This window comes from Pedobacter insulae (assembly GCF_900113525.1).
In the GTDB taxonomy this organism is placed as follows: Bacteria; Bacteroidota; Bacteroidia; order Sphingobacteriales; family Sphingobacteriaceae; genus Pedobacter; species Pedobacter insulae.
The window spans coordinates 119,102-140,840 of the sequence record NZ_FOPP01000002.1 but is presented as its reverse complement, the minus strand read 5'-3'; the positions used below and the strand labels follow the sequence as shown (position 1 = coordinate 140,840).

Sequence of the window (21,739 nt, the reverse complement as noted above, 5' to 3'; positions counted from 1 at the left end):
AAAGAGTGTTAGTAATGTTAGAGAAAGTAATACACAAATATGGTCTACAATTTCAAGATTTTGATATCCAAAATTTTGGTTCTGGACTAATTAATAAAACCTGGAAACTGAATGCAGTTATTGGCGAAAAGTCATATGTACTACAACAAATCAATAAAAGTGTTTTCAAATCACCTGTACAAATAAGCGAGAACCTTAATAAGATTGGTAATTACCTAGCAAAGAATCATCCGAATTATCTTTTCGTATCCTCGCTACCATCAAAAGATAACGATTTTGTTATTAAAGATGATGAAGAAGAGTATTATAAACTTTCAAATTATATTAATGGTTCTATTGCAGTTAATACGGTAATGGATAAAAAGGCAGCTTATGAAGCGGCAAGAAAGTTTGCCGAATTCACGAAGCTTCTGGTAAACTTTGATATTTCCAAGCTAAATTATCCCCTTCCAAATTTTCATAATCTGACTTTAAGATTCATTGAGCTTGAAAATCAACTTCAAGTTGCTGATAAAGATCGATTGGAAAAGGCACTTACCGTAATTCATTTGGTTTATAAAAATAAGGATATTGTTGATACCTATGACCAGATTGTTACTAAAAAAATGATCCCTCTCCGCGTAATCCACCACGATACAAAAATAAACAATGTATTATTTGATGATCAATATAATGGCATTTGCGTAATAGATCTAGATACAGTTATGCCAGGCTACTTTATAAGTGACGTGGGTGATATGATGAGAACCTACCTCTCTCCTGTTGACGAGGAAGAACAAGATCTAAGTAAAATTGAAATAAGAGAAGGTGTTTTTAAAGCAATTGTTGAGGGCTACTTTAAAGAGATGGGAAATGTTTTGTCGTCTACTGAAAAGCAGTTATTTGTGTACGCCGGTAAATTCTTAATTTACATGCAAGCAGTCCGGTTTTTAACAGACTATCTTAATAATGATCGTTATTATGGGGCAAAATATGAAGAACACAATCTTACAAGGGCAAAAAATCAAATAACCTTGCTAGAAAAATACAATGACCTGGAGCATAAATTTCAATCGATTGTAGCTGACTACAGCAAATAAAAAAGGCCGCAATTGCGGCCTTTTTTATTAATATCCACTATCGTCAAGCGCAAAAGTATTCTTTTTAGTCTTCCATTTTCCTCTGGTAAAATCTGGGAAATCTTGTGGGGCATTGCCCTCTTTTAGTGACTTAGTTGATAGTGGCGTAATCGCACTCATGGTAACTGAATCATAAACATCTATCGGCGTTTGTTTTTTATCCTTAACAGCCGTGATAAAAGCATTAAATACAAACCAGTCCATTCCGCCATGTCCAGCGCCAACAGCTTCTGCTTCATACTTTTTCCACAGTGGGTGATCATATTTCTTATACCATTCATCAGCACTATCCCATGCATGTCCCTTGGTTTTTCCTTCTATATGTATGGATTTATTTACATCCATCCACAGTCCGTCTGTACCCTGTACTCTAAAACCTAAAGAATAAGGTCTCGGTAAATGTACGTCATGTGATAAAAGTACCGTCTCTCCATTTGCACAATTAATTAATGTTGTAGTCACATCTCCATTTTTATAGTTTAATTTAGCATTCGGGTGTCCAGGAGCCAATTTTTCTACATAAGCGGCTAAGCCTCTCGCTTTTGAACTAAATGAAACGAGATTGGTAAATCTATTACCTTTATTAATGCTAGCATAATTGATAATCGGCCCAGCACCATGTGTTGGATATAAATCGCCATCTTGATCAATATTAAACTGAGTTCTCCATTGTGCTTCGCTTGTTGCAGTTGGACCGTATTCAACTCCACCTTTTCCATTGAATAAAATACCTCTCAAATCATGTTGGTATCCACCTTCCAAATGAATAAGCTCTCCAAATAGGTTCTGCTGTACCATATTTAACACTGCCATTACATCTCTACGATAACACACATTCTCTAAGGTCATATAAGGCATGCCCGTTTTTTCAGATGTATTCACAATATCCCAATGCTCTTTGATTGTTAACCCAGCAATAACTTCACATCCCACATATTTACCGGCATTCATCGCATCAACTGCTTGCTTGTGGTGAAACTGCCATGGAGTAGAAATAATAACTGCGTCAATGTCTTTTCTTTCTAATAATGCTTTGTAAGCATCCACACCTCCCGTGTATTCCTTTGCTGCAGGTTTACCTTTTTTTTCAATAAAAGCCCTGCATCTTTTTAAGGAGCTCTCTTGTGTATCACAAATTGCTACGATTTCAACATCGTCTCTTAAACAACCTTCACTAATGTGACTCATACCTCTGGCACCTACACCAATGTATCCTAATCTAACCTTTGCATTTGTTGAAGCAAACAAGCTTCCTGTCGGTAAAATAGTAATACCAGCAGCGGTAATTGCACCCGTTTGTAAAAAATCTCTTCTTTTCATTTATTTTTGTGTTTAGCTTTTTTATCTAATTATTTGGTTCTCGATAAATTTTTAAACCTTGATTTAGTTACAAGATAAGGGCATCTAATTAAAAAACAATCAAAGATCATTACACAAACGATTGCATAAAGTGCTGATTGCGTATATCCATCAACCAGTTAAATTTAAGGAATAATTAAATATTTCAATATCCTTTTCACATCAATTTAGCAAATTTCCATGCGTAGATTGAGATGTAAAACGTTTGCGTGAAAATTGCACTGGTAGCAAATACTTTACAAGATTTTAATGCAATTGGATTGCATCTTCTTTACTTTTGCATTTCATTTATTTAATTAAGTATGATTTCAATTCAATCGGTCGCCCATCGATACAATGGATCCCCGTTGATAAGTTTTAAAGATTGGCAAATTAATGATGGTGAGCAATGGCTCTTATTAGGAGATTCGGGAAGTGGAAAAACTACGTTGCTTCACATACTAACAGGAATTCTAAAACCGGAGCAAGGTGAAATAACCCTTAACGGAACAGCTATCTATAACCTTTCATCTAAAAAATTAGATCAATTTAGAGGACGCAATATCGGGATCATTTTTCAAAAGCCCCATCTAATCAAAAGCTTAACCATTTCTGAAAATCTTACTTTAGCGCAAAGTTTTGCCAACCTTCCGCAAAACCAAGGAAGAATAGACGAAGTATTAACCTCGCTGGGAATTGCTGATAAAAAGAAATCGTACCCAAATGAATTAAGTCAGGGCCAATTACAACGTGTATCCATTGCCAGGGCAGTCATTAATAAACCCACTTTACTAATTGCTGATGAACCCACCTCCAGCCTGGATGATAAAAACGCAGCCGCAGTATTGAGTCTATTAATGCAGCAATCTGACATTAACCGGGCTACTTTAGTGGTAGCTACCCATGATAAAAGAGTTAAAGACGCTTTCACCAATACCTATAACCTAGCATGAGCCCATTAAAAATTAGTTGGAAAAGTTTATGGTCAAAACCATTATCCGCATCCTTGAACATTATGCTCATTGCATTTGGGACTGGTATTTTAACCATTTTGCTATTGGCTTCAACGCAGATTGAAGAGAAATTAAACAATAACTCAAAAGATATTGATTTAGTGGTTGGTGCAAAGGGTTCTCCCTTGCAGTTAATCTTAAGCAGCATTTATTACATAGATTTCCCTACAGGTAACATTCCCTTGAAGGAGGCGAATGAACTCTCTCGCAGTCCATTTGTTAAAAGAGCCACCCCCTTAGCACTTGGAGATAATTACAATGGTGTACGGATTGTTGGAACGGATAGTAATTTCGTAAGCCTATATGGCTTAAAAGTGGATCAGGGAAAACTCTGGGTAGAAGATCTAGAAGCCACAATAGGAGTAAATGTTGCTAAAGAGCAGAAACTAAAGGTGGGTGACACTTTTAATGGCTCCCATGGATTAACCAACAACTCGGATGTTCACAAGGCTCACACTTATAAAGTTGTTGGAATTTTATCACCGCAAGGCAACGTTACTGATAATTTAATTTTAACAAATGTAGCTAGTGTTTGGAAAATGCATGAAGAACCTCATGAACATCAGGAAGGAGAAGTACATGATCATGAAAAAGAGGAGGAAATGGCAATAAAAAACAGAGAGATAACTTCCCTACTGATCCAATATCGATCCCCAATGTCGGTTGCAATGTTTCCGCGCATGGTAAATCAAATGACAAGTTTGCAATCCGCATCCCCGGCTATGGAAAGTACAAGATTGTTTTCACTTATCGGTGTTGGAGTTGACACCTTGCAATGGTTCGCTATATTAATTATGTTAATTGCCGCAATTAGCGTTTTCGTAAACCTTTACAATTCTTTAAAAGAAAGAAGTTATGATTTAGCTATTATGCGAACCTTAGGCGCTTCGAGAACTAAATTATTTATCATTGTGATACTTGAAGGATTATGGTTAACATTGGCTGGGACAATTATTGGATTATTTTTAGGACACAGTATCTTAGAGCTGATTGGATATTACCAAGAAAGCACACAAGCCAAATTAACGGGGAAAATTTTTGTAACAGGAGAATTATACTTATTAATTGCAGGGTTGGTAGTTGGAATTATTGCATCCCTTATTCCAGCAATGCAGGCTTATCGATCGAATATTTCCAAAATTTTAGCTAAAAATTAATTTTCGAGTCGACTATTCAACCTTTTAAAGTAATAAGAAAGTCCTATTAATCACCAAGGAGTATCATTTTTGTGAAAAAGTGCATAAAAATTGAACGTATTGGTATATTTGTGTTAAGCAGAAAAAAATTATTTTTATATGAAAAAATTAAGCCTGATACTTTTGATACTCGTTGGCTTTGGTTTTACCGCGCAGGCACAGCACGATCCAAATGATCAAATCATGTCTGCCAATTGGGATGTGATTGGCAATGTTGACTTTAAAACAGTTAAGGAAACCGAAATGTATGCTATTTTTAACAATGAAATTAAAAAGTACGCAGGCAAACCTTTCGAATTAGAAGGCTATATTGTACCTATCAAAGATGGCATGAAACAGAGCAAATTTATGTTATCTACCCTACCCATCAATCAATGTTTCTTCTGTGGAAAAAATGGCGTACCTATTATGGTAATGGTTGAATTGGTTGAACCGATAAAATTCACCTATCAAACAGTAAAAGTGAAAGGTATTTTGAAATTGAGTACAGCAAACGCTATGGACAACCCTCCCATTAGTTTGCTTAGCGGAAAAGCCCTTTAAAAATGACAAACACAAGTCCTATTGAAATTTTAAAACAAAATCATCTTAAACACACGAAACAAAGGATTCGTGTGCTGGAAGATATTTCTGCCAATACGACTGCTGTTTCGCAGCCAACCCTCGAAAAAAAATTAGGTAAAGAAATTGATCGGGTAACGTTATATAGAATTTTAAATACTTATGTAGAAAAAGGCATTCTTCATAGAATTGTTGATTTAAATGGAACTGCAAACTATGCGATCTGCTCGTCTGCGTGTTCAGCCGACCAACACCATGATGAGCATGTTCATTTTAACTGCACTCAATGCAATAAAGTATTTTGTTTAGCGACTAAAGTACCAGAAATTAGCATAGCCGAAGGATTTAAAGCAGAGGCAATTAGCTTAATTGCGTATGGAATTTGTAAAGAATGTAGTAAAGCTTAACACTTTGACAAACTTCCAAAGTTTATCAAAGTGTTAAATACTTAATTAGTGACCTTCATGCCCATCCACGCCGTGTGCATGTCCATGACTTAGTTCATCAGCAGTGGCTTCACGAACTGTTAATATTTTACCGGCGAAAATCAAGTTTTTTCCAGCCATCGGGTGATTTAAATCGACTGAAACAATAGTCTCAGAAACACCTGTCACACCCGCACGAAATTGGTTTCCATTATTATCTTGCAAAGGAATAACATCACCTACTTTTGGCAACTCCCCTGCTTCTTTAAACATATCAACAGGAAGATCTACATGGGCCGTCGCATCTAATTCTCCATAACCATCTGCTGGTGAAAGCTCAAAACTATACTCATCTCCTGCTTTTAAACCTAATAAATGCTCCTCAAATTTAGGCAACATCATACCTACACCAAACAAAAACACTAATGGTTGATCTTCATTTGCTTTTTCAACAAAAACTTGCTGACCTTCTGGAGTGGTAGTGTGCAGTTCATAAGTTAGGGACACTACTGTGTTAGAATTAATATTCATCTATTTTCTTTTAATTAATAAATTTTACTGCCTCGGCTATCGTACTTACAGGCAGCTGGCAAGTTTTATTTCGGCAAATATAAATCTTTGTTTGTTGGCTTTGCTTATTTTTTAACAAAGGAAGTTGACTTTTTGTTCCGCCTAATGTAATTTTATTTGGAATGTACAGTTCATGAAGCTTCTTTTTTTCAATTTTTAAGTCCTCGCCTACTAGTGCCACCTCATTGATACCAAAAACTTCATTTAATAATTGAATACTCCAATTTGAATACGCAGATCCATAACTTTTAATATTAGGTAATACAACACTGAGCATCTGTCGAGCCTTTTCAACATAACCTTCATCGTCAAAGTATAAACCTAGCTTTTGTAAGTTTTGTGCCATCACAGAATTCGATGCGGAAATAACATTATCCATTATTTCATGCTTTCGCGCTATCAAGGATTCGCTTGTTGAAGATGTATAAAACAACATTGGACTGTTTTCATCCTTAAAATTTGTTAAAACATAATCCGTTAACATCTTAGCTTCTTCTAACCATTCATCATCGAAATCCGCTTCATACAAAGCAATCAACGCCTCTATAAAAAATGCGTAGTCATCTAAGAAGGCAGTTATACTAGCCTTTCCATCTTTGTAGTTTCGAAGCATCCCCTGTCCATCAATGATTAAATTTGCTAGTATAAATGTTGCTGCTTCTTTTGCATCCCGATAATAAGAATTATTTCCAAATACCAATGCAGCTTCTGCCAATGCTTTAATCATCATACCATTCCAAGCTACTAAACATTTATCATCTAAACCTGGCCTTATTCGTTCCTTTCTCTTGGTTAATAACTTATGTTTTGCCTCTTGGACAATCCTTCGCACCTCTTCTACCTTCAAATTATTCGCCTCTGCAAATTCCTCATCGGTAAACTTCCTTTGCAAAACATTGCTTTTCTCTTCTTCCCAATTACCTTCTTGGGTAACGTTATAATAAGCAGTCATTAAGCCTCCGTTCTCTCCCACAACGCTTTTAAACTCTGCCTTCCCCCAAATATAGAACTTACCTTCAACCCCCTCGCTATCAGCATCTAATGCAGCATAAAACAAACCATCAGGCGACCTCATCTCTCTATTTACCCATTCAATAGTTTCTACTACTACTTCTTTATATAAGGGAATTTTTAAATACTGATAAGCTTCTGTGTACAATGAAATTAATTGTGCGTTATCATAAAGCATTTTCTCAAAATGTGGAACATGCCAACGTTCATCAACCGAATAACGGGCAAAACCACCCCCTATCTGATCATAAATTCCGCCAAATGCTATTTTTTCCAGAGTAAGCATAGCCGATATTGCAGTAGCCTCATCTTTCATAAGATAACTAAAGCGCAGCATAAAAACCCAGTTATTAGGTAATGGGAATTTCGGAGCCCTGTTATACCCTCCTTCAGCCATATCAAAATGACGTTTCCAAGGCTCAACAATCTCTATAAGCTGCTCATTGGTAAATATTGGCTCTACCGCTGCTCCAATAATTTTTTCTGCTTGATTAATGCCGTCTGTTAGCCGGCTAGCATAACCAATTGCTTTTTCTGGCTCATTTTTCCAAAGATTAGCCACATTCAATAAGATGTTTATCCAATCATTTTTTCTAAAATAGGTACCCCCATAGATAGGCCGCTGATCTGGTAAGCAAATTGCATTGAGTGGCCATCCGCCGTTCCCATTCATCAACTGAACCGCCAACATATAAATCTGGTCAATATCGGGCCGTTCTTCCCTATCTACCTTAATGCAAATAAAATGCTTGTTCATCACCTCCGCAACTTCAAAACTCTCGAAACTTTCATGCTCCATCACATGGCACCAGTGACAGGCGGAATATCCAATGCTTACTAAAATCAATTTATTTTCTTGCTTTGCCTTTTCCAATGTAGCTGAGTTCCATTCGTGCCATTCAACTGGATTGTAAGCATGCTGCAATAAATATGGAGAAGAAGCGTGGATAAGATTATTAGGTTCTGTCATGGAGGTAGGATATGAATGTTTGAAGCTATAAAGCTATAAATAACTACAAACCTAATTAAATTTAGTTTTTCCTTTTTATACTTAACTTTACGATAATTAACTAACCGTAACGCAAGAATGAAAATCACCCACACCGAAATCTATCGCTTCAGCATTCCGATGGAACCCTTTGTAATAGCCACAGGCACCATGCACTTTGCACAAAATGTATTCATTAAAATTTATACAGATAAAGGAATTTACGGGGTTGGTGAATGCTCTGCCTTTCCCATGATCGTAGGGGAAACGCAAGAAACCTGCTTAGCTATGGCGAAAGACTTTGCCCAGATATGGAAAGGCAAAAACCCGTTGGAAATACCTGAACGGATGGCAGATTTATTAGCTTATGCAGATCATAATGCAACCATTAAGAGTGCATTTGACATGGCATTATTTGACATAGCAGCAAAAAATGCGCAGTTGCCACTATATCAATTTTTAGGTGGAAGCAAAAGAGTTATCGAAACTGATATGACAATTGGTATTGATACCCCTGAGGGAATGGCGGCTACCGCAGTTAAATATCAAAAAAACGGGTGCAACATTATCAAAATAAAACTCGGGAAAAAAGTAAATGAAGATATAGAAAGGGTTAAAAAAATTAGGGAAGCAGTTGGCGAGCACATGACGTTACGTTTAGATGCAAACCAAGGCTGGAGTTTTGATGATGCTTTATTTGCTTTGGGTGAGCTTGAATCTCAAAACATAGAATTTTGTGAGCAACCTATGCGCACTTGGTACGATGACCGATTACCCGAACTTGCCCTAAATTCTCCAATTAAGTTAATGGCCGATGAGAGTTGCTATAACCATCATGATGCCAGAAAACTTATCCAAAGTAAAGCCTGTGAGTACTTAAATATCAAATTCGCAAAATCTGGAGGCATACTTGAGGCTCAAAAAATACACGAAGAAGCCTTGCAAACTGGGGTTAAGTGCATGATTGGGAGCATGCTGGAAAGTAGGATTGCACTAAGTGCCAACCTACATTTTGCCTTGGCAAGTCCGAATGTTATATATTTCGACTTAGACACTTGTTTATTAGGTCATTTGGTTGATCCGGTGGTAGGCGGCCTCACATACGAAGGTTATTCTTTAACGGTACCAGATGAACTTGGAATTGGAGCAGATGCTGATGAAGCATTTTTAAAAACTTGCGGGAAATGGATTGTTTAACAAAGAATTTTCGTCTAACTTAAATGCCAGTTGGTCGATAATTACGAAGTTTTCGTATAAAATACAAGAGATCTGTGCAACTTTTTTCTGATTTGATCGTCCTATCTACAAATCAAATCACACAAAAAACTTAAATTATGAGAACCTCAATTAAAACAATCATTGCTACAGGCTTATTGACTTTAGCAATCTCAATTTCAAGTGTTTACGCCGTTAATGTACCAGCACTAAAATCCATATCGACATACGGCGCTGATATTTCATCTATCAAAAAGATCATTGTTAGTGGCAATGTGTATGTTAATCTGGTGCAAGCATCTAAATCTAAAATCTTATACGAAAATAAAAATAACGCAAATGTTGTAATCAAGAGAGTTAACAATTCGTTAATTATTGAGGGGGGTGATGCTTCTCTAGCAGGGGAAATCACAGTGTATGTTAATGATATTTACAGGATTGATGCTTCTGGAAATGCAATGGTAAGCACAAAAGATCCATTTACATTAAAAAACCTCCAAATTTTCGTAAAAGAAAATGCCAAGGTAGATGTTAACGCTAAAACAGAAAGCTTATACACTGTAATACATGACGGTGCGGAGTTAAAACTACAAGGTCATACAAAAAATCATATATTGACTATGGATAACCTTTCTAAAATTACATTAGCGAATTTCAGCGCGATAAAAACAGATAAAAACAATTCAGAAATCGCTTACGCGACGGTTAAATTTTAATACACCAAACAAACATATAATAGCTAGCAAACTTTAACGTAAGTTTTCTAGCTATTTTTATGGAATAAACATTTGCTGAAATTGCAAACTATCGCCATTAAAAGCATTAAAATCTACCACATGGTTAATGCCATTTATGCGAGCCTTATCTGAATGTTGCCAGAATTTCCAAGCTTTATCTTCCAGCTTTAACTTAGGTTGATGATAATGCGCAACCCAAAATGGATGATGTGGATAATACTTCTCGAGATACCGCTGATAAAACGTAAGTCCAGTATAAATGATAGGCCTAACTTTTGCGCGTTCCTCAACCCTCACTACAAAGGCATTTAACTCCTTTCTCATCTTTTCCGGACTTACTCCATCTAAACTTTCCACATCAACTACGGGTGGTAAATCTCCTTTTTCTATAGTTATCGTTTGTAAAAAGAAGTTTGCCTGCCATAAACCAGACTTCTGAGGTCTGAAAAAATGATAAGCGCCAACTTTTATTCCTGATTTTGGTGCCTCTCGCCAATTGCGCTGAAAATATGGGTCGACACTTAAAATACCTTCTGTCGCTTTGATAAAGGCAAAATCAATTTTAACGCCATCATCTTCCATAGCGCTTACTTTCTGCCAATCTATTTTACCCTGATAATAAGAAACATCGATACCGTGGATCGTGTATTTCTTTGGAATTTTAATCTCGTAACTTTCGTAGGTTCTATAGTTTTTATCATCATCAGGATGCCGCAACCAAAACCAAGCAGATGAAGCTATTTTTAACACATAACCATAATAAAATGGGGATAAAAGCACTAGCAAAATACTAGCTATAGCAAATTTCAGCTGTAAGGATAAACCTTTGCTTTTCTTCCGAGACGGTTTGCGTTTGCGAACAGGCATCTTTTAAATAATTAAACCACCTAAGATTAGGTTTCCTAGGTGGTAAAAATTATATAATTACTTACTTAATTCAGCAAAGTATTTATGGAATAACGGCAGAGTCTCAATGCCTTTATAGTAGTTATAAATATCATACTTTTCATTTGGTGAATGTAAAGCATCGCTATCTAAGCCAAAACCAAATAATACTGATTTAATGCCTAATACATCTTCAAATAAGGCAACAATAGGAATACTTCCGCCTCCACGTGTTGGAATAGGTTTTTTACCAAAACTTATTTCGATCGCTTTTTCTGCTGCCTTATAAGCGATGCTATCAGTAGGTGTAACTACGGGCTCACCGCCATGGTGTGGTGTTACTTTAACTTTCACATAATCAGGTGCAATACTTTCAAAATGTTTAGTAAAAATTTCACTTATTTCTTCTGAACTTTGGTTCGGCACAAGGCGCATCGATATTTTAGCATTTGCTTTACTTGGTAAAACGGTTTTCGCCCCCTCACCTATGTAACCGCTCCAAATACCATTCACTTCAAGTGTAGGCCGGGTTCCAGTTCGCTCTAAAGTAGTATAGCCTTTTTCTCCCCATTCAGAATTGATTTCGAGATCTTCCTTATATTCCTTTAGATCAAACGGAGCAGTATTAAGTGCTTGTCTTTCTTGTTCGCTTAGGTCGACTACCTTATCATAAAATGCCGGGATAGTAATATGATTATTTTCGTCGTGCAAAGAAGCTATCATTTTACATAATATTGTAGCTGGATTAGCTACGGCACCACCGTATACACCAGAATGTAAATCTCTGTTAGGCCCTACTACTTCCACCTCCATGTAAGCCAAACCACGCAAACCTGTTTCAATGGAAGGATTTTCCATGCTAATCATAGATGTATCCGAAATTAATACTACATCAGCCTTTAAACGTGCTAAATTCGCATTCACAAAAATGCCTAAATTAGCCGATCCTACTTCCTCTTCCCCCTCGATCATAAATTTCACATTACAGGCCAACGTATTGGTCTGCATCATCAATTCAAATGCCTTTACATGCATGTAAAACTGTCCCTTGTCATCGCAGGCGCCACGTGCGTAAATTTTTCCGTCCCTTACTGTAGGTTCAAATGGAGGTGTTTTCCACAGTTCTAAAGGATCTGCCGGTTGCACATCGTAATGCCCATATATTAATACAGTTGGCAATTTTGGATCAATGATTTTTTCTCCATATACGATTGGATATCCAGCTGTCTCACAGATTTCAACTTTGTCGGCCCCAGCATCTTTCAATTTCTGAGCAACAAATTCAGCGGTTTTTAATACATCACCTTTATATTTTGGGTCAGCACTTACAGATGGGAATCGCAACAATTCAAACAATTCATCTAAAAAACGCTGCTTATTGTCTTCAACATATTTTTTTATCTCTTGCATAACTAATAGATTTTAGACAAATATAGCTATTTTGGCACCTTTAACGAATAGAATGATGTCTGACTTTACAAATAATGCTATTGAAATTGATCAGCTTCCGAAATATCAGGAAGTTAGATTAAACAGCCTTCACCCAAACTATTGGAAAGTTATTTTAATTAATATTTCCATTTCTTTTCTTCTATGCGGAGTCGGCCTAGCTGCCTTCATCTACTTCAACGAACGGGTTAGGCCCTATGCACCCTACCTTATCGGCACATTTGTATTAGTTTTAATCCTAGTTATTCTTTTATATCGTGCAAGTTTTAAAAAACGGGGATTTTCATTAAGAGAAAAAGATATTATCTACAAAAGCGGAATTATAGCGGAAACAACCTCCGTAATTCCATTCAATAGAATTCAACATGTTGCTTTAAACGAAGGAATGTTTTCCAGAATGTATAGATTAGCTACCCTTCAAATTTATACTGCAGGCGGTTCTTCAGGGCATATGAGTATAGCTGGCATTCCCGCGGACCAAGCGAAGCCGATGAAAGAAGCATTACTTAAAAAACTAAGCTTAGTGGAGCAGTAATGAATAACGATTTCAGCAAACCTCAACGACAATCGATCGCAGGCGTAGTGATTATGGCTGCAGCCTACTTATATAAAATCATCAAAGCTTCCATTATTCCAATTATACTTTTATTGGTCAAGCTGCAAGCCGAAAAGTTAACCTATATATTCATTGCAATGGGAGCGATATTAATTATTGCTTTATTTTTTTCGTACTTAAGCTACCGAAAGTTCACATTTTTCCTAGACGACGCCAAACAAGAATTTGTGATCAACAAAGGGATATTTAATCGTTCATTACTTACGATCCAACTGGACAAGATCCAACAGGTAAACATTAATCAATCGCTATTACAGAAAACAATCGGTGTATACAGTTTGAGTATTGATACTCCGGGTGGCGAAAATAACGAAGTGATGATCCAGGCAATCGACGAGCAAATAGCCTATAATTTAAAAGAACATCTATTAAATGGACAAAAAATATCTTTTGGAGAGCCGGCTAGCTTAGCCGAAAACACCCCGTTTTTCAAATTAAGTGCCATTACTTTATTTAAAGTTGGCCTTACTTCAAATTACGGGAGTAGCATAGCATTACTTGCAGGCTTTTTATTTGCGCTTTTCCATAATACCAAAGAAATATTGCAGGCGTTTGATACCGACAACGGGCAAGTTGAGGAAGCGATTAAAACTGGATTTTCAGTAGTTTCAGCGGGGATACTAACGACTATATTTCTATTTTTATTACTTGCAATCAACATCATTAGAACTTTTGTAATTTATTTCGATTTTAATATTAGCAAACATAAATTATCCCTCTTACTCTCTTCAGGCCTGCTTGCCAAAAAGAATACATTGGTTAGCCCCAACAAGGTGCAAATGACCCGCTATAGCCAGAATTACTTTCAAAAAAAGTTCAACATCATAAACTTGAAGTTAAGGCAAGTGGGCTCAGAGAATCTAAACAAAGATGATGATATACCTAAATCCAATTTACAGATCCCAGGATGTAGCCCTGCTGAAAAAGATGAGCTATTAATGATGATTTTGGGGAAATTACCCGAACCATCCAACACCTATCTTCCAAATTACCGGTTTTTGAATATCCCGATAATTTTAATGGCGATTATTCCTACTGGCATATTTTATATTTTTTGGTTTAACTTTCGAGAATTACATAATTATTATCCATTAAGTATTGTTTATTTCCTAGTTACTTGCTGTATGATTTACTTTAGTTACAAAAGACATCGTCTTTTAGTAGATCAAGAGTTTATCATTAAAAGAAGTGGTATTTGGGATGTTTCTCACGAAATTATCGTTCCTCATAAAATTCAAGCTATTACTACTTTTCAGTATCCATGGCATAAAAGAGCAGACATTGGGCACATTAACTTACATACCGCAGCTGGAATTATTCATTTTCGGTACGGAAACTACACCGAAATTAAAAGATTGGCTAACTACTGGTTATATCAAGTTGAAAGTGGCAGTGATGAATGGATGTAGGTATTTACCAACACTCTTTTTATAAGCACATAGAATTTCCTATTTTTGGGCTTTAAAAGACAGGACAGATTTGGATTATTTAGCAGGATTAAACCCCCAACAAAGAGCAGCAGTAGAAAACACCCAAGGACCAGTAATGATTGTTGCAGGCGCAGGTTCTGGTAAAACAAGAGTTATTACTTATAGGGTGGCACATTTGATACAAAAAGGTGTTGATCCATTTAATATTTTAGTACTCACGTTCACCAATAAAGCGAGTAAAGACATGCGAGAGCGAATAAGCAAAGTGGTGGGTGGTGAAGCCAAAAACATTTGGATGGGGACTTTTCACTCTGTATTTGCTAAAATTTTACGCGTAGAGGCGGAGAAAATAGGTTATCCATCTAATTTTACGATCTACGACACTGACGATAGCAAAAGCCTAATCCGTACAATTTTGAAAGAAATGCAGTTGGATGACAAACTGTACGCCGCAAACATCGTTTTTAATCGCATTTCCTCCGCTAAAAACAACTTGGTTTCTGCTACTGAATATTTAGAAAATGATCAAATCCAAGCAGAAGACATCGGCAACAAGCGTCCCCTTTTAGGCTTAATTTATGAAACCTATGCTAAACGCTGCTACAAAGCAGGGGCGATGGATTTTGATGATCTATTATTTAAAACCAACGTTCTGTTAAAAAACCACCCTGATGTACTAAATAAGTATCAGCAAAAGTTTAGGTATTTAATGGTCGATGAGTATCAGGATACCAATTTTTCTCAATACACTATAGTAAAAAAGTTAGCAGCCGCCTACCAAAATATTTGTGTAGTAGGTGATGATGCCCAAAGTATCTATGCTTTCCGGGGGGCAAACATTCAAAATATCCTAAACTTTGAAAGGGATTACCCTGATTTAAAAGTATATAAGTTAGAACAGAATTACCGTTCCACTCAAAACATCGTCGAAGTTGCAAATAGCATTATTGCGAACAACAAGAACCAGCTCGAGAAAAATGTATTTTCTGATAATGAGAAAGGTGATCGTATTAAGGTTTCACGTGCCTTTACGGATAATGAAGAGGGAAAATTAGTTGCTGAGGCAATTGTTCAAGATCGGTTAAATAAAGGGCTCGCGCATAAAGATTTTGCCATCTTATATCGCACCAATGCCCAAAGCAGGGCAATGGAAGAAGCCTTGAGAAAATTAAATGTGCCGTACAAAATTTATGGTGGGCTGTCATTTTATCAACGAAAAGAGGTAAAAGATCTCATTGCTTATTTCCGGTTAACCTTTAATCCTGCTGATGAAGAAGCGATAAAAAGAGTTATTAATTATCCCCGTCGTGGCTTAGGTGATACCACGGTTGAGAAAATTTCCGCGGCGGCCGACCAACATGATACAACCATGTGGCAGGTAATTTGTCATCCGCAACAATATGTCCAAGGTAGAATTGCAAATCAGTTAAATGATTTTGCAGTTATGATCCAAAGTTTTGCAGCTGAATCTAAAAAATTGGACGCTTATGACACTGCGTTATATATTGCCCAACATTCGGGAATTTTAAAAGAATTACACATCGATGATAGCGTGGAAGGCCGAAGTAGATATGAGAATATACAGGAGCTACTGAATGGGATTAAAGAATTTGCTGAACGCGAAGATATAGAAGACCGTAGCTTGGCCATTTTTATGCAAGACATTGCTTTATTAACAAACGATGACCGCCAGAACGATAAAGATGCAGATACTGTCTCATTAATGACGATTCACTCTGCTAAAGGTCTGGAGTTTAAAAATGTATTTGTTGTGGGTTTGGAAGAAAATCTTTTTCCCTCGCAGATGTCGTTAACCTCCAGAACAGATTTAGAAGAAGAAAGACGATTGTTTTATGTAGCAATAACCCGTGCAGAAAAAAAATTAACCTTAACCTACGCTACCTCACGATATCGTTGGGGAACATTAACTTCTTGTGAACCTAGTCGTTTTATCAATGAAATTAACCCATCCTACCTGGAACTCGAGGTTGTAAAACCAGCGAGAAGCAGTTTTGGCGAAAATAGTTTTGACAATGAACGTAAAAGTTGGACCCAGCAACGTGAATCCGTCGGGAAACCAAAAATTACTAGTCCCGCCAGCAGCGCGGCCATCATTAGACCAAAAACAACTTCCATTCTTCCAAAAGCCCACATACCAACTGCCGGTTTCACACCGAATGCAGCTAATGAGTTTCAGAATGGAATGGATGTTGAACATGAAAAATTCGGTTTTGGGAAGATTGTTAACTTAGAAGGTATGTTGCCAGATGTTAAGGCTACTGTATTCTTCCAGGGCTTGGGGAACAAACAATTGCTATTGAAATTTGCAAAGTTGAGAATTGTGAAGTAAAAAATGCTTTCTTTATAAGTAAATTAACCGTATATTTGTAATGCAATTGTTCATTTCGATGAACTCTTAACCGTAATATTCCTTGAGAAAACATAGATTTAGTTCTCCTAACAAGCTATTTTTCTATTCCGGTTAATTCATAATGCTTTTGCAATAGATTTTTAATTTTATATTTAAGCAAAATCCATCATGAATTTCGATTATAATACTACACGAAGTGATTTAATTTTGGCAGAGTATGGCCGTAATGTACAAAACATGGTTAAGTACATTATCGACTTGCCAACAAAAGAAGAACGCAATAAATACGCGCAAGCCGTTATAGATTTAATGGGTTTTTTGAACCCTCATTTACGGGATGTGGCCGATTTTAAGCATAAACTCTGGGACCATTTGCATATTATTTCTGATTATAAAATTGACGTAGACAGTCCCTACCCTAAACCCTTACCGGAAGCCGCTCAATTTAAGCCTGAGCACATCGGTTATCCACAGCAAAGAATTACCTATAAACATTATGGTAAAACTGTTGAGAAGCTGATTGCCAAAACAATGGAAGAAGAACATCCTGAACGTAAAGCAGCGATGGTTCAAGGTATTGCCAATTTCATGAAAATGGCCTACGTGCAATGGAATAAGGACAATGTTGCTGATGAGGTTATTCTTAAAAACCTACGTGAGCTTTCGGGAGGAAATTTAGTATTGGAAGAAAACGTAAACTTGCAAAAAGTTGAGTTTAGACCAGCTCCAGCACGTTCGAATAACAATAATCGAGGCAGGAATAACAATAAAGGTCGCCAAAACAATAATGGCCGTCCGCAACAAAGAAATAATCCAAAACAAAGACATTAAAAACCTGTTCGTCTCTACGATCTTATTTAAAAAACATGAATGCATTCGAAATTATAGGTGGCAAGAAATTAAAAGGTGAAATTACTCCACAAGGGGCAAAAAATGAAGCTTTACAGATAATTTCAGCGGTGTTATTAACAGATAAGAAAATTACCATCAGTAATATTCCAGATATTAAAGATGTAAATAAACTTATTGAGCTTTTGGGTGATTTAGGTGTAGCAATTGAACGTTTGAATAAGGACACTTATACCTTTGAAGCAAAAAACATTAACCTGGACTTTTTTCAATCTGATGTTTTCAAGACAAAAGGAGGAGGCTTAAGAGGTTCGATTATGATCGTTGGCCCGCTTTTGGCACGTTTTGGAAAAGCCGCTATCCCTAAGCCAGGCGGTGATAAAATTGGCCGTCGTCGACTAGACACTCACTTTTTAGGATTTGAAAAATTAGGCGCTAAATTTGTATACGATTCGAAAAAAGCCTTTTTTAATGTAGATGCTACAAATCTGAAAGGAGCTTATATCTTATTGGATGAAGCTTCGGTAACTGGGACAGCAAATATTGTAATGGCTGCAGTGCTGGCAAAAGGAACAACAACCATTTACAATGCTGCTTGTGAACCTTACTTACAGCAATTATGTAAAATGTTAAATAGAATGGGTGCTCAAATTTCGGGCATCGGCTCTAACCTTTTAACAATAGAGGGTGTTAAAAAATTGGATGGTACCGAGCATAAAATGTTACCTGACATGATCGAAATTGGTTCATTTATCGGTCTTGCGGCGATGACCGAATCGGAGATTACCATTAAAAATGTACAATATGACGAGCTTGGCGTTATACCTGAAGTATTTAAAAAGTTAGGAATAAAACTGGAACGGAGAGGTGATGACATTTTTGTTCCTTCTCAAAAACATTATGAACTCGACACCTTTATTGATGGCTCTATTTTAACGCTCGCTGATGCACCATGGCCAGGTTTTACACCAGATTTATTAAGCATCATTCTAGTTGTAGCTACCCAGGCTAGAGGAAACGTATTAATTCATCAAAAAATGTTCGAAAGCCGCCTATTTTTTGTTGATAAACTGATAGATATGGGAGCTCAAATTATCCTATGCGACCCGCATCGTGCAACGGTAAATGGAATCGACAAGAAGTATAAATTAAGAGGTATCAGCATGACATCTCCCGATATTAGAGCAGGAGTTTCATTGCTCATCGCTGCTCTATCAGCAGAAGGAACCTCAACGATTTACAATATTGAGCAAATTGAACGGGGTTATCAAGATATTGATACGAGGTTAAGAGCTTTAGGGGCCCAAATAAAACGCGTTGAGGGCTCTGGGCCTAGTCACTAAATGACTAGCCCGAGATTGCTTCAATAATATCATATTGGGTAATAATACCGAATTTACCCTGCTCATCTTCCACTAAAACGGCACTGTTATCTTTATTGATCATTGCCGAGATTTTATCAATTGAAGTGTTTAAGTCTACAAACGGTAGAGAAGCCGTCATGATTTCTCTTACGGCACTTGACTTCAATGAAGGATTTTCTAAAAGAGATTCTAAGATATTGCTCTCTGTTACCTTCCCAACTACCATCCCCTGTTGGGTAATTGGTAACTGTGAAATACTAAGGGTCTTCATCACATTGATAGCCTCAGTGATAGTCTTCTCACAATCCAAAGTTACCACTTCGTGATTGGATTGTTTAGCTAAAATAGTGCGGGCCGTGAGTTTTTTATCTTTTAAAAAGCCTCTTTCTCTTAACCAGTCTTCGTTATACATTTTGCCCATATACCGACTACCATGATCATGAAAAATCACCACCACCACATCCTCAGGTTTTAATTTGTCTTTAAGCTGCAATAATCCGGCAATAGCCGAACCAGCAGAATTTCCCGCAAATATCCCCTCTTTGCGCGCAATCTCCCGGGTCATTAATGCAGCATCTTTGTCAGTTACCTTCTCAAATAAGTCAATTACGTCAAAGTTTACATTTTGTGGCAAGAAATCTTCACCTATCCCTTCTGTAATATATGGATAAATTTCATTCTTATCCAGTATTCCAGTTTCCTTATACTTCTTAAATACCGAACCATAAGTATCTATGCCCCAAACTTTGATGTTCGGGTTCTGCTCTTTTAAATATTTGCCTGCTCCAGAAATGGTACCTCCTGTACCTACTCCAACTACGAGATGCGTTATTTTACCCTCAGTCTGCTCCCAAATCTCCGGACCGGTTTGCTCATAATGAGCCATGGAGTTGGATAAATTATCGTATTGATTTGGTTTCCATGAATTGGGAACTTCACGTTCTAGCCGTGAAGAAACAGTATAATAAGAACGAGGGTCTTCGGGATCTACGTTTGTGGGACAAACAATTACTTCGGCTCCAAATGCACGGAGCGCATCAACTTTCTCTTTCGATTGTTTATCTGTAGTGGTAAAAATACACTTGTAGCCCTTGATAATCGCTGCCATAGCAAGTCCCATTCCAGTATTGCCCGAGGTTCCCTCAATAATGGTTCCACCAGGCTTTAAAACTCCACTCTTCTCAGCATCTTCAATCATTTTTACCGCCATACGGTCTTTAATTGAATTGCCGGGGTTAGTCGTTTCGATCTTGGCTAAAACCGTTGCAGGAATAGCAGAAGTAATGTTGTTTAATTTTACCAATGGTGTGTTACCAATGGTTTCCAGAATATTATTATACCACATACTACAAAAGTACAAATTGACGATAAGTATTCTATGATTTAAAATTTATTCAGAATAAAGTTTTAATATATTAAGAAAATTATAATTATATTCTTTAAACTACCATATAAGTATACTTTAAAGACTATAAAATTAGGTTAATTGATATCTCTTGCCTGGAAGGATTGTTATTATCCCTTGGATTTCGAGCGTTAATAAAGCCATTGTGAGCTTGCTCTGCGAAAGGTTTGTCCGATAACTTAATTCATCAACATCCATAACATTGGCTTTTAATGAATCGACTATGAATTTCTCTACTGCTGTTAAGTTGAGTGGCAGCTGTGCTTGTACATTAACTTTTTTATCTGCTTCATCCCAAGCCAGGTAATAAATAAGATCACGTGGATGATTAATAAGACCTGCCCTATTTGTTTTGATAAGAAAGTTACAACCTGCTGAATATTCATCATTCACTCTCCCAGGAAAGGCATAAACATCTCTAGCATATGAATTTGCTATATCTGCAGTGATCAATGCTCCTCCTTTGCTTGAAGCTTCAACCACAACAAGCACATCGCATAGACCAGCAATAATCCTGTTTCTTTTTGGAAAATTTTCTTTGTCGGGCATTGTCCCAGGCAAAAACTCTGTTAATAAACCCCCATTCCCAATCATTTTACGGGCAACATCTGCATGCGCCGGTGGATAGATGCGATCCAGTCCATGCCCTAAAACGCCAATGGTGGGTATCTCAGCAACTAAGCTTTCTTTATGCGCCGCTACGTCAATGCCATAAGCTAGTCCACTCACCACCAAAACATTATAGCACATCAGTGTTTCGATCAGCTGCTTGCACAGTGCTTTACCATAAGGAGTGGCATTGCGGGTACCTACAATACTTACTACCCGTTTTTGATTAAAATTTGCTTTCCCTTTAAAATAAAGCAATACTGGTGCATCATAGCAATTACGCAATCTATTTGGGTAGTTTGCATCTGTATAAAATAATACTTCTATCTTATTTTTCTTGATGAAAGCTATTTCCTTTTCAGCTTTTATCAAGGCATCCGTATTCAAAATTGATGAGGCGATCTTTTCTCCGATACCGTCAATCTTGAGTAACATATCCTTTTTAGCAGCAAACACAGATTCGGCATCTCCAAATGCTAGCAATAGTTTTTTTGCTTGCCTTGAGCCAATATTTTTAATTAGGGTAAGTGCTATTTTGTGAACTAAACTCATTGATTCAAAGGTAAAACATTATGTGGATTGGCATCTT

Annotated in this window: 19 protein-coding genes; 12 read left to right on the top strand and 7 right to left on the bottom strand. The window is 36.9% G+C overall.

What is annotated here, in order from left to right:
* The first annotated feature begins 14 nt into the window (after positions 1 to 14).
* Complete coding sequence (locus tag BM207_RS03535) at positions 15 to 1,079, top strand: phosphotransferase enzyme family protein (RefSeq protein WP_090992196.1); 1,065 nt, start codon at positions 15 to 17, stop codon at positions 1,077 to 1,079.
* A 27-nt stretch (positions 1,080 to 1,106) separates the two neighbouring features.
* Here the strand turns inward: BM207_RS03535 and BM207_RS03530 are convergent, their stop codons facing one another.
* Entirely contained in the window at positions 1,107 to 2,438 is a 1,332-nt protein-coding gene (locus BM207_RS03530) for a Gfo/Idh/MocA family protein (protein WP_090992195.1), read from the bottom strand.
* A 341-nt stretch (positions 2,439 to 2,779) separates the two neighbouring features.
* Between BM207_RS03530 and BM207_RS03525 the strand changes: the two genes are divergently transcribed.
* The 4 genes from BM207_RS03525 (at position 2,780) to BM207_RS03510 (ending at position 5,633) form a co-directional block, all read left to right on the top strand.
* The gene (locus BM207_RS03525; protein ID WP_090992194.1) at positions 2,780 to 3,409 is read left to right on the top strand and encodes an ABC transporter ATP-binding protein; all 630 of its coding nucleotides are present in this window, start codon (positions 2,780 to 2,782) and stop codon (positions 3,407 to 3,409) included.
* On the top strand, positions 3,406 to 4,626 hold the full coding sequence (locus BM207_RS03520; RefSeq protein ID WP_090992193.1) for an ABC transporter permease: 1,221 nt from the start codon (positions 3,406 to 3,408) through the stop codon (positions 4,624 to 4,626). The genes BM207_RS03525 and BM207_RS03520 overlap by 4 nt, the downstream gene beginning before the upstream one ends.
* Before the next feature lie 138 nt (positions 4,627 to 4,764).
* The gene (locus tag BM207_RS03515; protein ID WP_090992192.1) at positions 4,765 to 5,208 is read left to right on the top strand and encodes a hypothetical protein; all 444 of its coding nucleotides are present in this window, start codon (positions 4,765 to 4,767) and stop codon (positions 5,206 to 5,208) included.
* A gap of 2 nt (positions 5,209 to 5,210) precedes the next feature.
* Entirely contained in the window at positions 5,211 to 5,633 is a 423-nt protein-coding gene (locus BM207_RS03510) for a Fur family transcriptional regulator (RefSeq protein WP_090992191.1), read from the top strand.
* A gap of 45 nt (positions 5,634 to 5,678) precedes the next feature.
* On the opposite strand, the gene BM207_RS03505 is transcribed toward BM207_RS03510, so the two are convergent.
* Positions 5,679 to 6,182 (bottom strand): FKBP-type peptidyl-prolyl cis-trans isomerase, encoded by a 504-nt coding sequence (locus BM207_RS03505; protein WP_090992190.1) that lies wholly within the window; start codon positions 6,180 to 6,182, stop codon positions 5,679 to 5,681.
* 10 nt (positions 6,183 to 6,192) lie between these two features.
* Entirely contained in the window at positions 6,193 to 8,202 is a 2,010-nt protein-coding gene (locus BM207_RS03500; protein WP_090992189.1) for a thioredoxin domain-containing protein, read from the bottom strand.
* 117 nt (positions 8,203 to 8,319) lie between these two features.
* Here BM207_RS03500 and BM207_RS03495 point away from each other — a divergent pair, with 117 nt between their 5' ends.
* Both BM207_RS03495 and BM207_RS03490 read left to right on the top strand, forming a co-directional pair.
* Positions 8,320 to 9,417: a mandelate racemase/muconate lactonizing enzyme family protein gene (locus tag BM207_RS03495; protein ID WP_090992188.1), complete on the top strand. Its 1,098-nt coding sequence runs from the start codon at positions 8,320 to 8,322 to the stop codon at positions 9,415 to 9,417.
* A 137-nt stretch (positions 9,418 to 9,554) separates the two neighbouring features.
* Positions 9,555 to 10,151: a GIN domain-containing protein gene (locus BM207_RS03490; RefSeq protein ID WP_090992187.1), complete on the top strand. Its 597-nt coding sequence runs from the start codon at positions 9,555 to 9,557 to the stop codon at positions 10,149 to 10,151.
* A gap of 57 nt (positions 10,152 to 10,208) precedes the next feature.
* Here the strand turns inward: BM207_RS03490 and BM207_RS03485 are convergent, their stop codons facing one another.
* Positions 10,209 to 11,039, bottom strand: coding sequence for a glycoside hydrolase family 25 protein (locus BM207_RS03485; RefSeq protein WP_090992186.1), 831 nt, complete (start codon positions 11,037 to 11,039; stop codon positions 10,209 to 10,211).
* Positions 11,040 to 11,096: 57 nt separating this feature from the next.
* The gene (locus BM207_RS03480; protein ID WP_090992185.1) at positions 11,097 to 12,467 is read right to left on the bottom strand and encodes a dipeptidase; all 1,371 of its coding nucleotides are present in this window, start codon (positions 12,465 to 12,467) and stop codon (positions 11,097 to 11,099) included.
* A gap of 52 nt (positions 12,468 to 12,519) precedes the next feature.
* Between BM207_RS03480 and BM207_RS03475 the strand changes: the two genes are divergently transcribed.
* The 5 genes from BM207_RS03475 to murA all read left to right on the top strand — a co-directional run bounded on the left by BM207_RS03475 (position 12,520) and on the right by murA (position 19,115).
* Positions 12,520 to 13,041 (top strand): PH domain-containing protein, encoded by a 522-nt coding sequence (locus tag BM207_RS03475; RefSeq protein ID WP_090992184.1) that lies wholly within the window; start codon positions 12,520 to 12,522, stop codon positions 13,039 to 13,041.
* On the top strand, positions 13,041 to 14,531 hold the full coding sequence (locus tag BM207_RS03470) for a PH domain-containing protein (protein ID WP_090992183.1): 1,491 nt from the start codon (positions 13,041 to 13,043) through the stop codon (positions 14,529 to 14,531). The genes BM207_RS03475 and BM207_RS03470 overlap by 1 nt, the downstream gene beginning before the upstream one ends.
* Before the next feature lie 70 nt (positions 14,532 to 14,601).
* Positions 14,602 to 16,902, top strand: a complete 2,301-nt coding sequence (locus tag BM207_RS03465) for an ATP-dependent helicase (protein WP_090992182.1) — start codon at positions 14,602 to 14,604, stop codon at positions 16,900 to 16,902.
* 189 nt (positions 16,903 to 17,091) lie between these two features.
* Positions 17,092 to 17,754, top strand: a complete 663-nt coding sequence (locus BM207_RS03460; RefSeq protein ID WP_090992181.1) for a DUF4290 domain-containing protein — start codon at positions 17,092 to 17,094, stop codon at positions 17,752 to 17,754.
* Between the two features lie 35 nt (positions 17,755 to 17,789).
* Entirely contained in the window at positions 17,790 to 19,115 is a 1,326-nt protein-coding gene (murA, locus tag BM207_RS03455) for a UDP-N-acetylglucosamine 1-carboxyvinyltransferase (protein ID WP_090992180.1), read from the top strand.
* A gap of 4 nt (positions 19,116 to 19,119) precedes the next feature.
* On the opposite strand, the gene BM207_RS03450 is transcribed toward murA, so the two are convergent.
* Positions 19,120 to 20,481, bottom strand: a complete 1,362-nt coding sequence (locus tag BM207_RS03450) for a pyridoxal-phosphate dependent enzyme (protein WP_090992179.1) — start codon at positions 20,479 to 20,481, stop codon at positions 19,120 to 19,122.
* 132 nt (positions 20,482 to 20,613) lie between these two features.
* Positions 20,614 to 21,702 carry a DNA-processing protein DprA gene (gene dprA, locus BM207_RS03445; protein WP_090992178.1) on the bottom strand — a complete coding sequence of 363 codons (1,089 nt, stop codon included), beginning with the start codon at positions 21,700 to 21,702 and terminating at the stop codon, positions 20,614 to 20,616.
* Positions 21,703 to 21,739: the final 37 nt, after the last annotated feature.

Excerpts from the sequence above, each read along its gene's own strand:
- BM207_RS03535 (WP_090992196.1), top strand. The coding sequence starts at position 15 with ATGTTAGAGAAAGTAATACACAAATATGGTCTACAATTTCAAGATTTT.
- BM207_RS03530 (WP_090992195.1), bottom strand. The coding sequence starts at position 2,438 with ATGAAAAGAAGAGATTTTTTACAAACGGGTGCAATTACCGCTGCTGGT.
- BM207_RS03525 (WP_090992194.1), top strand. The coding sequence starts at position 2,780 with ATGATTTCAATTCAATCGGTCGCCCATCGATACAATGGATCCCCGTTG.
- BM207_RS03520 (WP_090992193.1), top strand. The coding sequence starts at position 3,406 with ATGAGCCCATTAAAAATTAGTTGGAAAAGTTTATGGTCAAAACCATTA.
- BM207_RS03515 (WP_090992192.1), top strand. The coding sequence starts at position 4,765 with ATGAAAAAATTAAGCCTGATACTTTTGATACTCGTTGGCTTTGGTTTT.
- BM207_RS03510 (WP_090992191.1), top strand. The coding sequence starts at position 5,211 with ATGACAAACACAAGTCCTATTGAAATTTTAAAACAAAATCATCTTAAA.
- BM207_RS03505 (WP_090992190.1), bottom strand. The coding sequence starts at position 6,182 with ATGAATATTAATTCTAACACAGTAGTGTCCCTAACTTATGAACTGCAC.
- BM207_RS03500 (WP_090992189.1), bottom strand. The coding sequence starts at position 8,202 with ATGACAGAACCTAATAATCTTATCCACGCTTCTTCTCCATATTTATTG.
- BM207_RS03495 (WP_090992188.1), top strand. The coding sequence starts at position 8,320 with ATGAAAATCACCCACACCGAAATCTATCGCTTCAGCATTCCGATGGAA.
- BM207_RS03490 (WP_090992187.1), top strand. The coding sequence starts at position 9,555 with ATGAGAACCTCAATTAAAACAATCATTGCTACAGGCTTATTGACTTTA.
- BM207_RS03485 (WP_090992186.1), bottom strand. The coding sequence starts at position 11,039 with ATGCCTGTTCGCAAACGCAAACCGTCTCGGAAGAAAAGCAAAGGTTTA.
- BM207_RS03480 (WP_090992185.1), bottom strand. The coding sequence starts at position 12,467 with ATGCAAGAGATAAAAAAATATGTTGAAGACAATAAGCAGCGTTTTTTA.
- BM207_RS03475 (WP_090992184.1), top strand. The coding sequence starts at position 12,520 with ATGATGTCTGACTTTACAAATAATGCTATTGAAATTGATCAGCTTCCG.
- BM207_RS03470 (WP_090992183.1), top strand. The coding sequence starts at position 13,041 with ATGAATAACGATTTCAGCAAACCTCAACGACAATCGATCGCAGGCGTA.
- BM207_RS03460 (WP_090992181.1), top strand. The coding sequence starts at position 17,092 with ATGAATTTCGATTATAATACTACACGAAGTGATTTAATTTTGGCAGAG.
- murA (WP_090992180.1), top strand. The coding sequence starts at position 17,790 with ATGAATGCATTCGAAATTATAGGTGGCAAGAAATTAAAAGGTGAAATT.
- BM207_RS03450 (WP_090992179.1), bottom strand. The coding sequence starts at position 20,481 with ATGTGGTATAATAATATTCTGGAAACCATTGGTAACACACCATTGGTA.
- dprA (WP_090992178.1), bottom strand. The coding sequence starts at position 21,702 with ATGAGTTTAGTTCACAAAATAGCACTTACCCTAATTAAAAATATTGGC.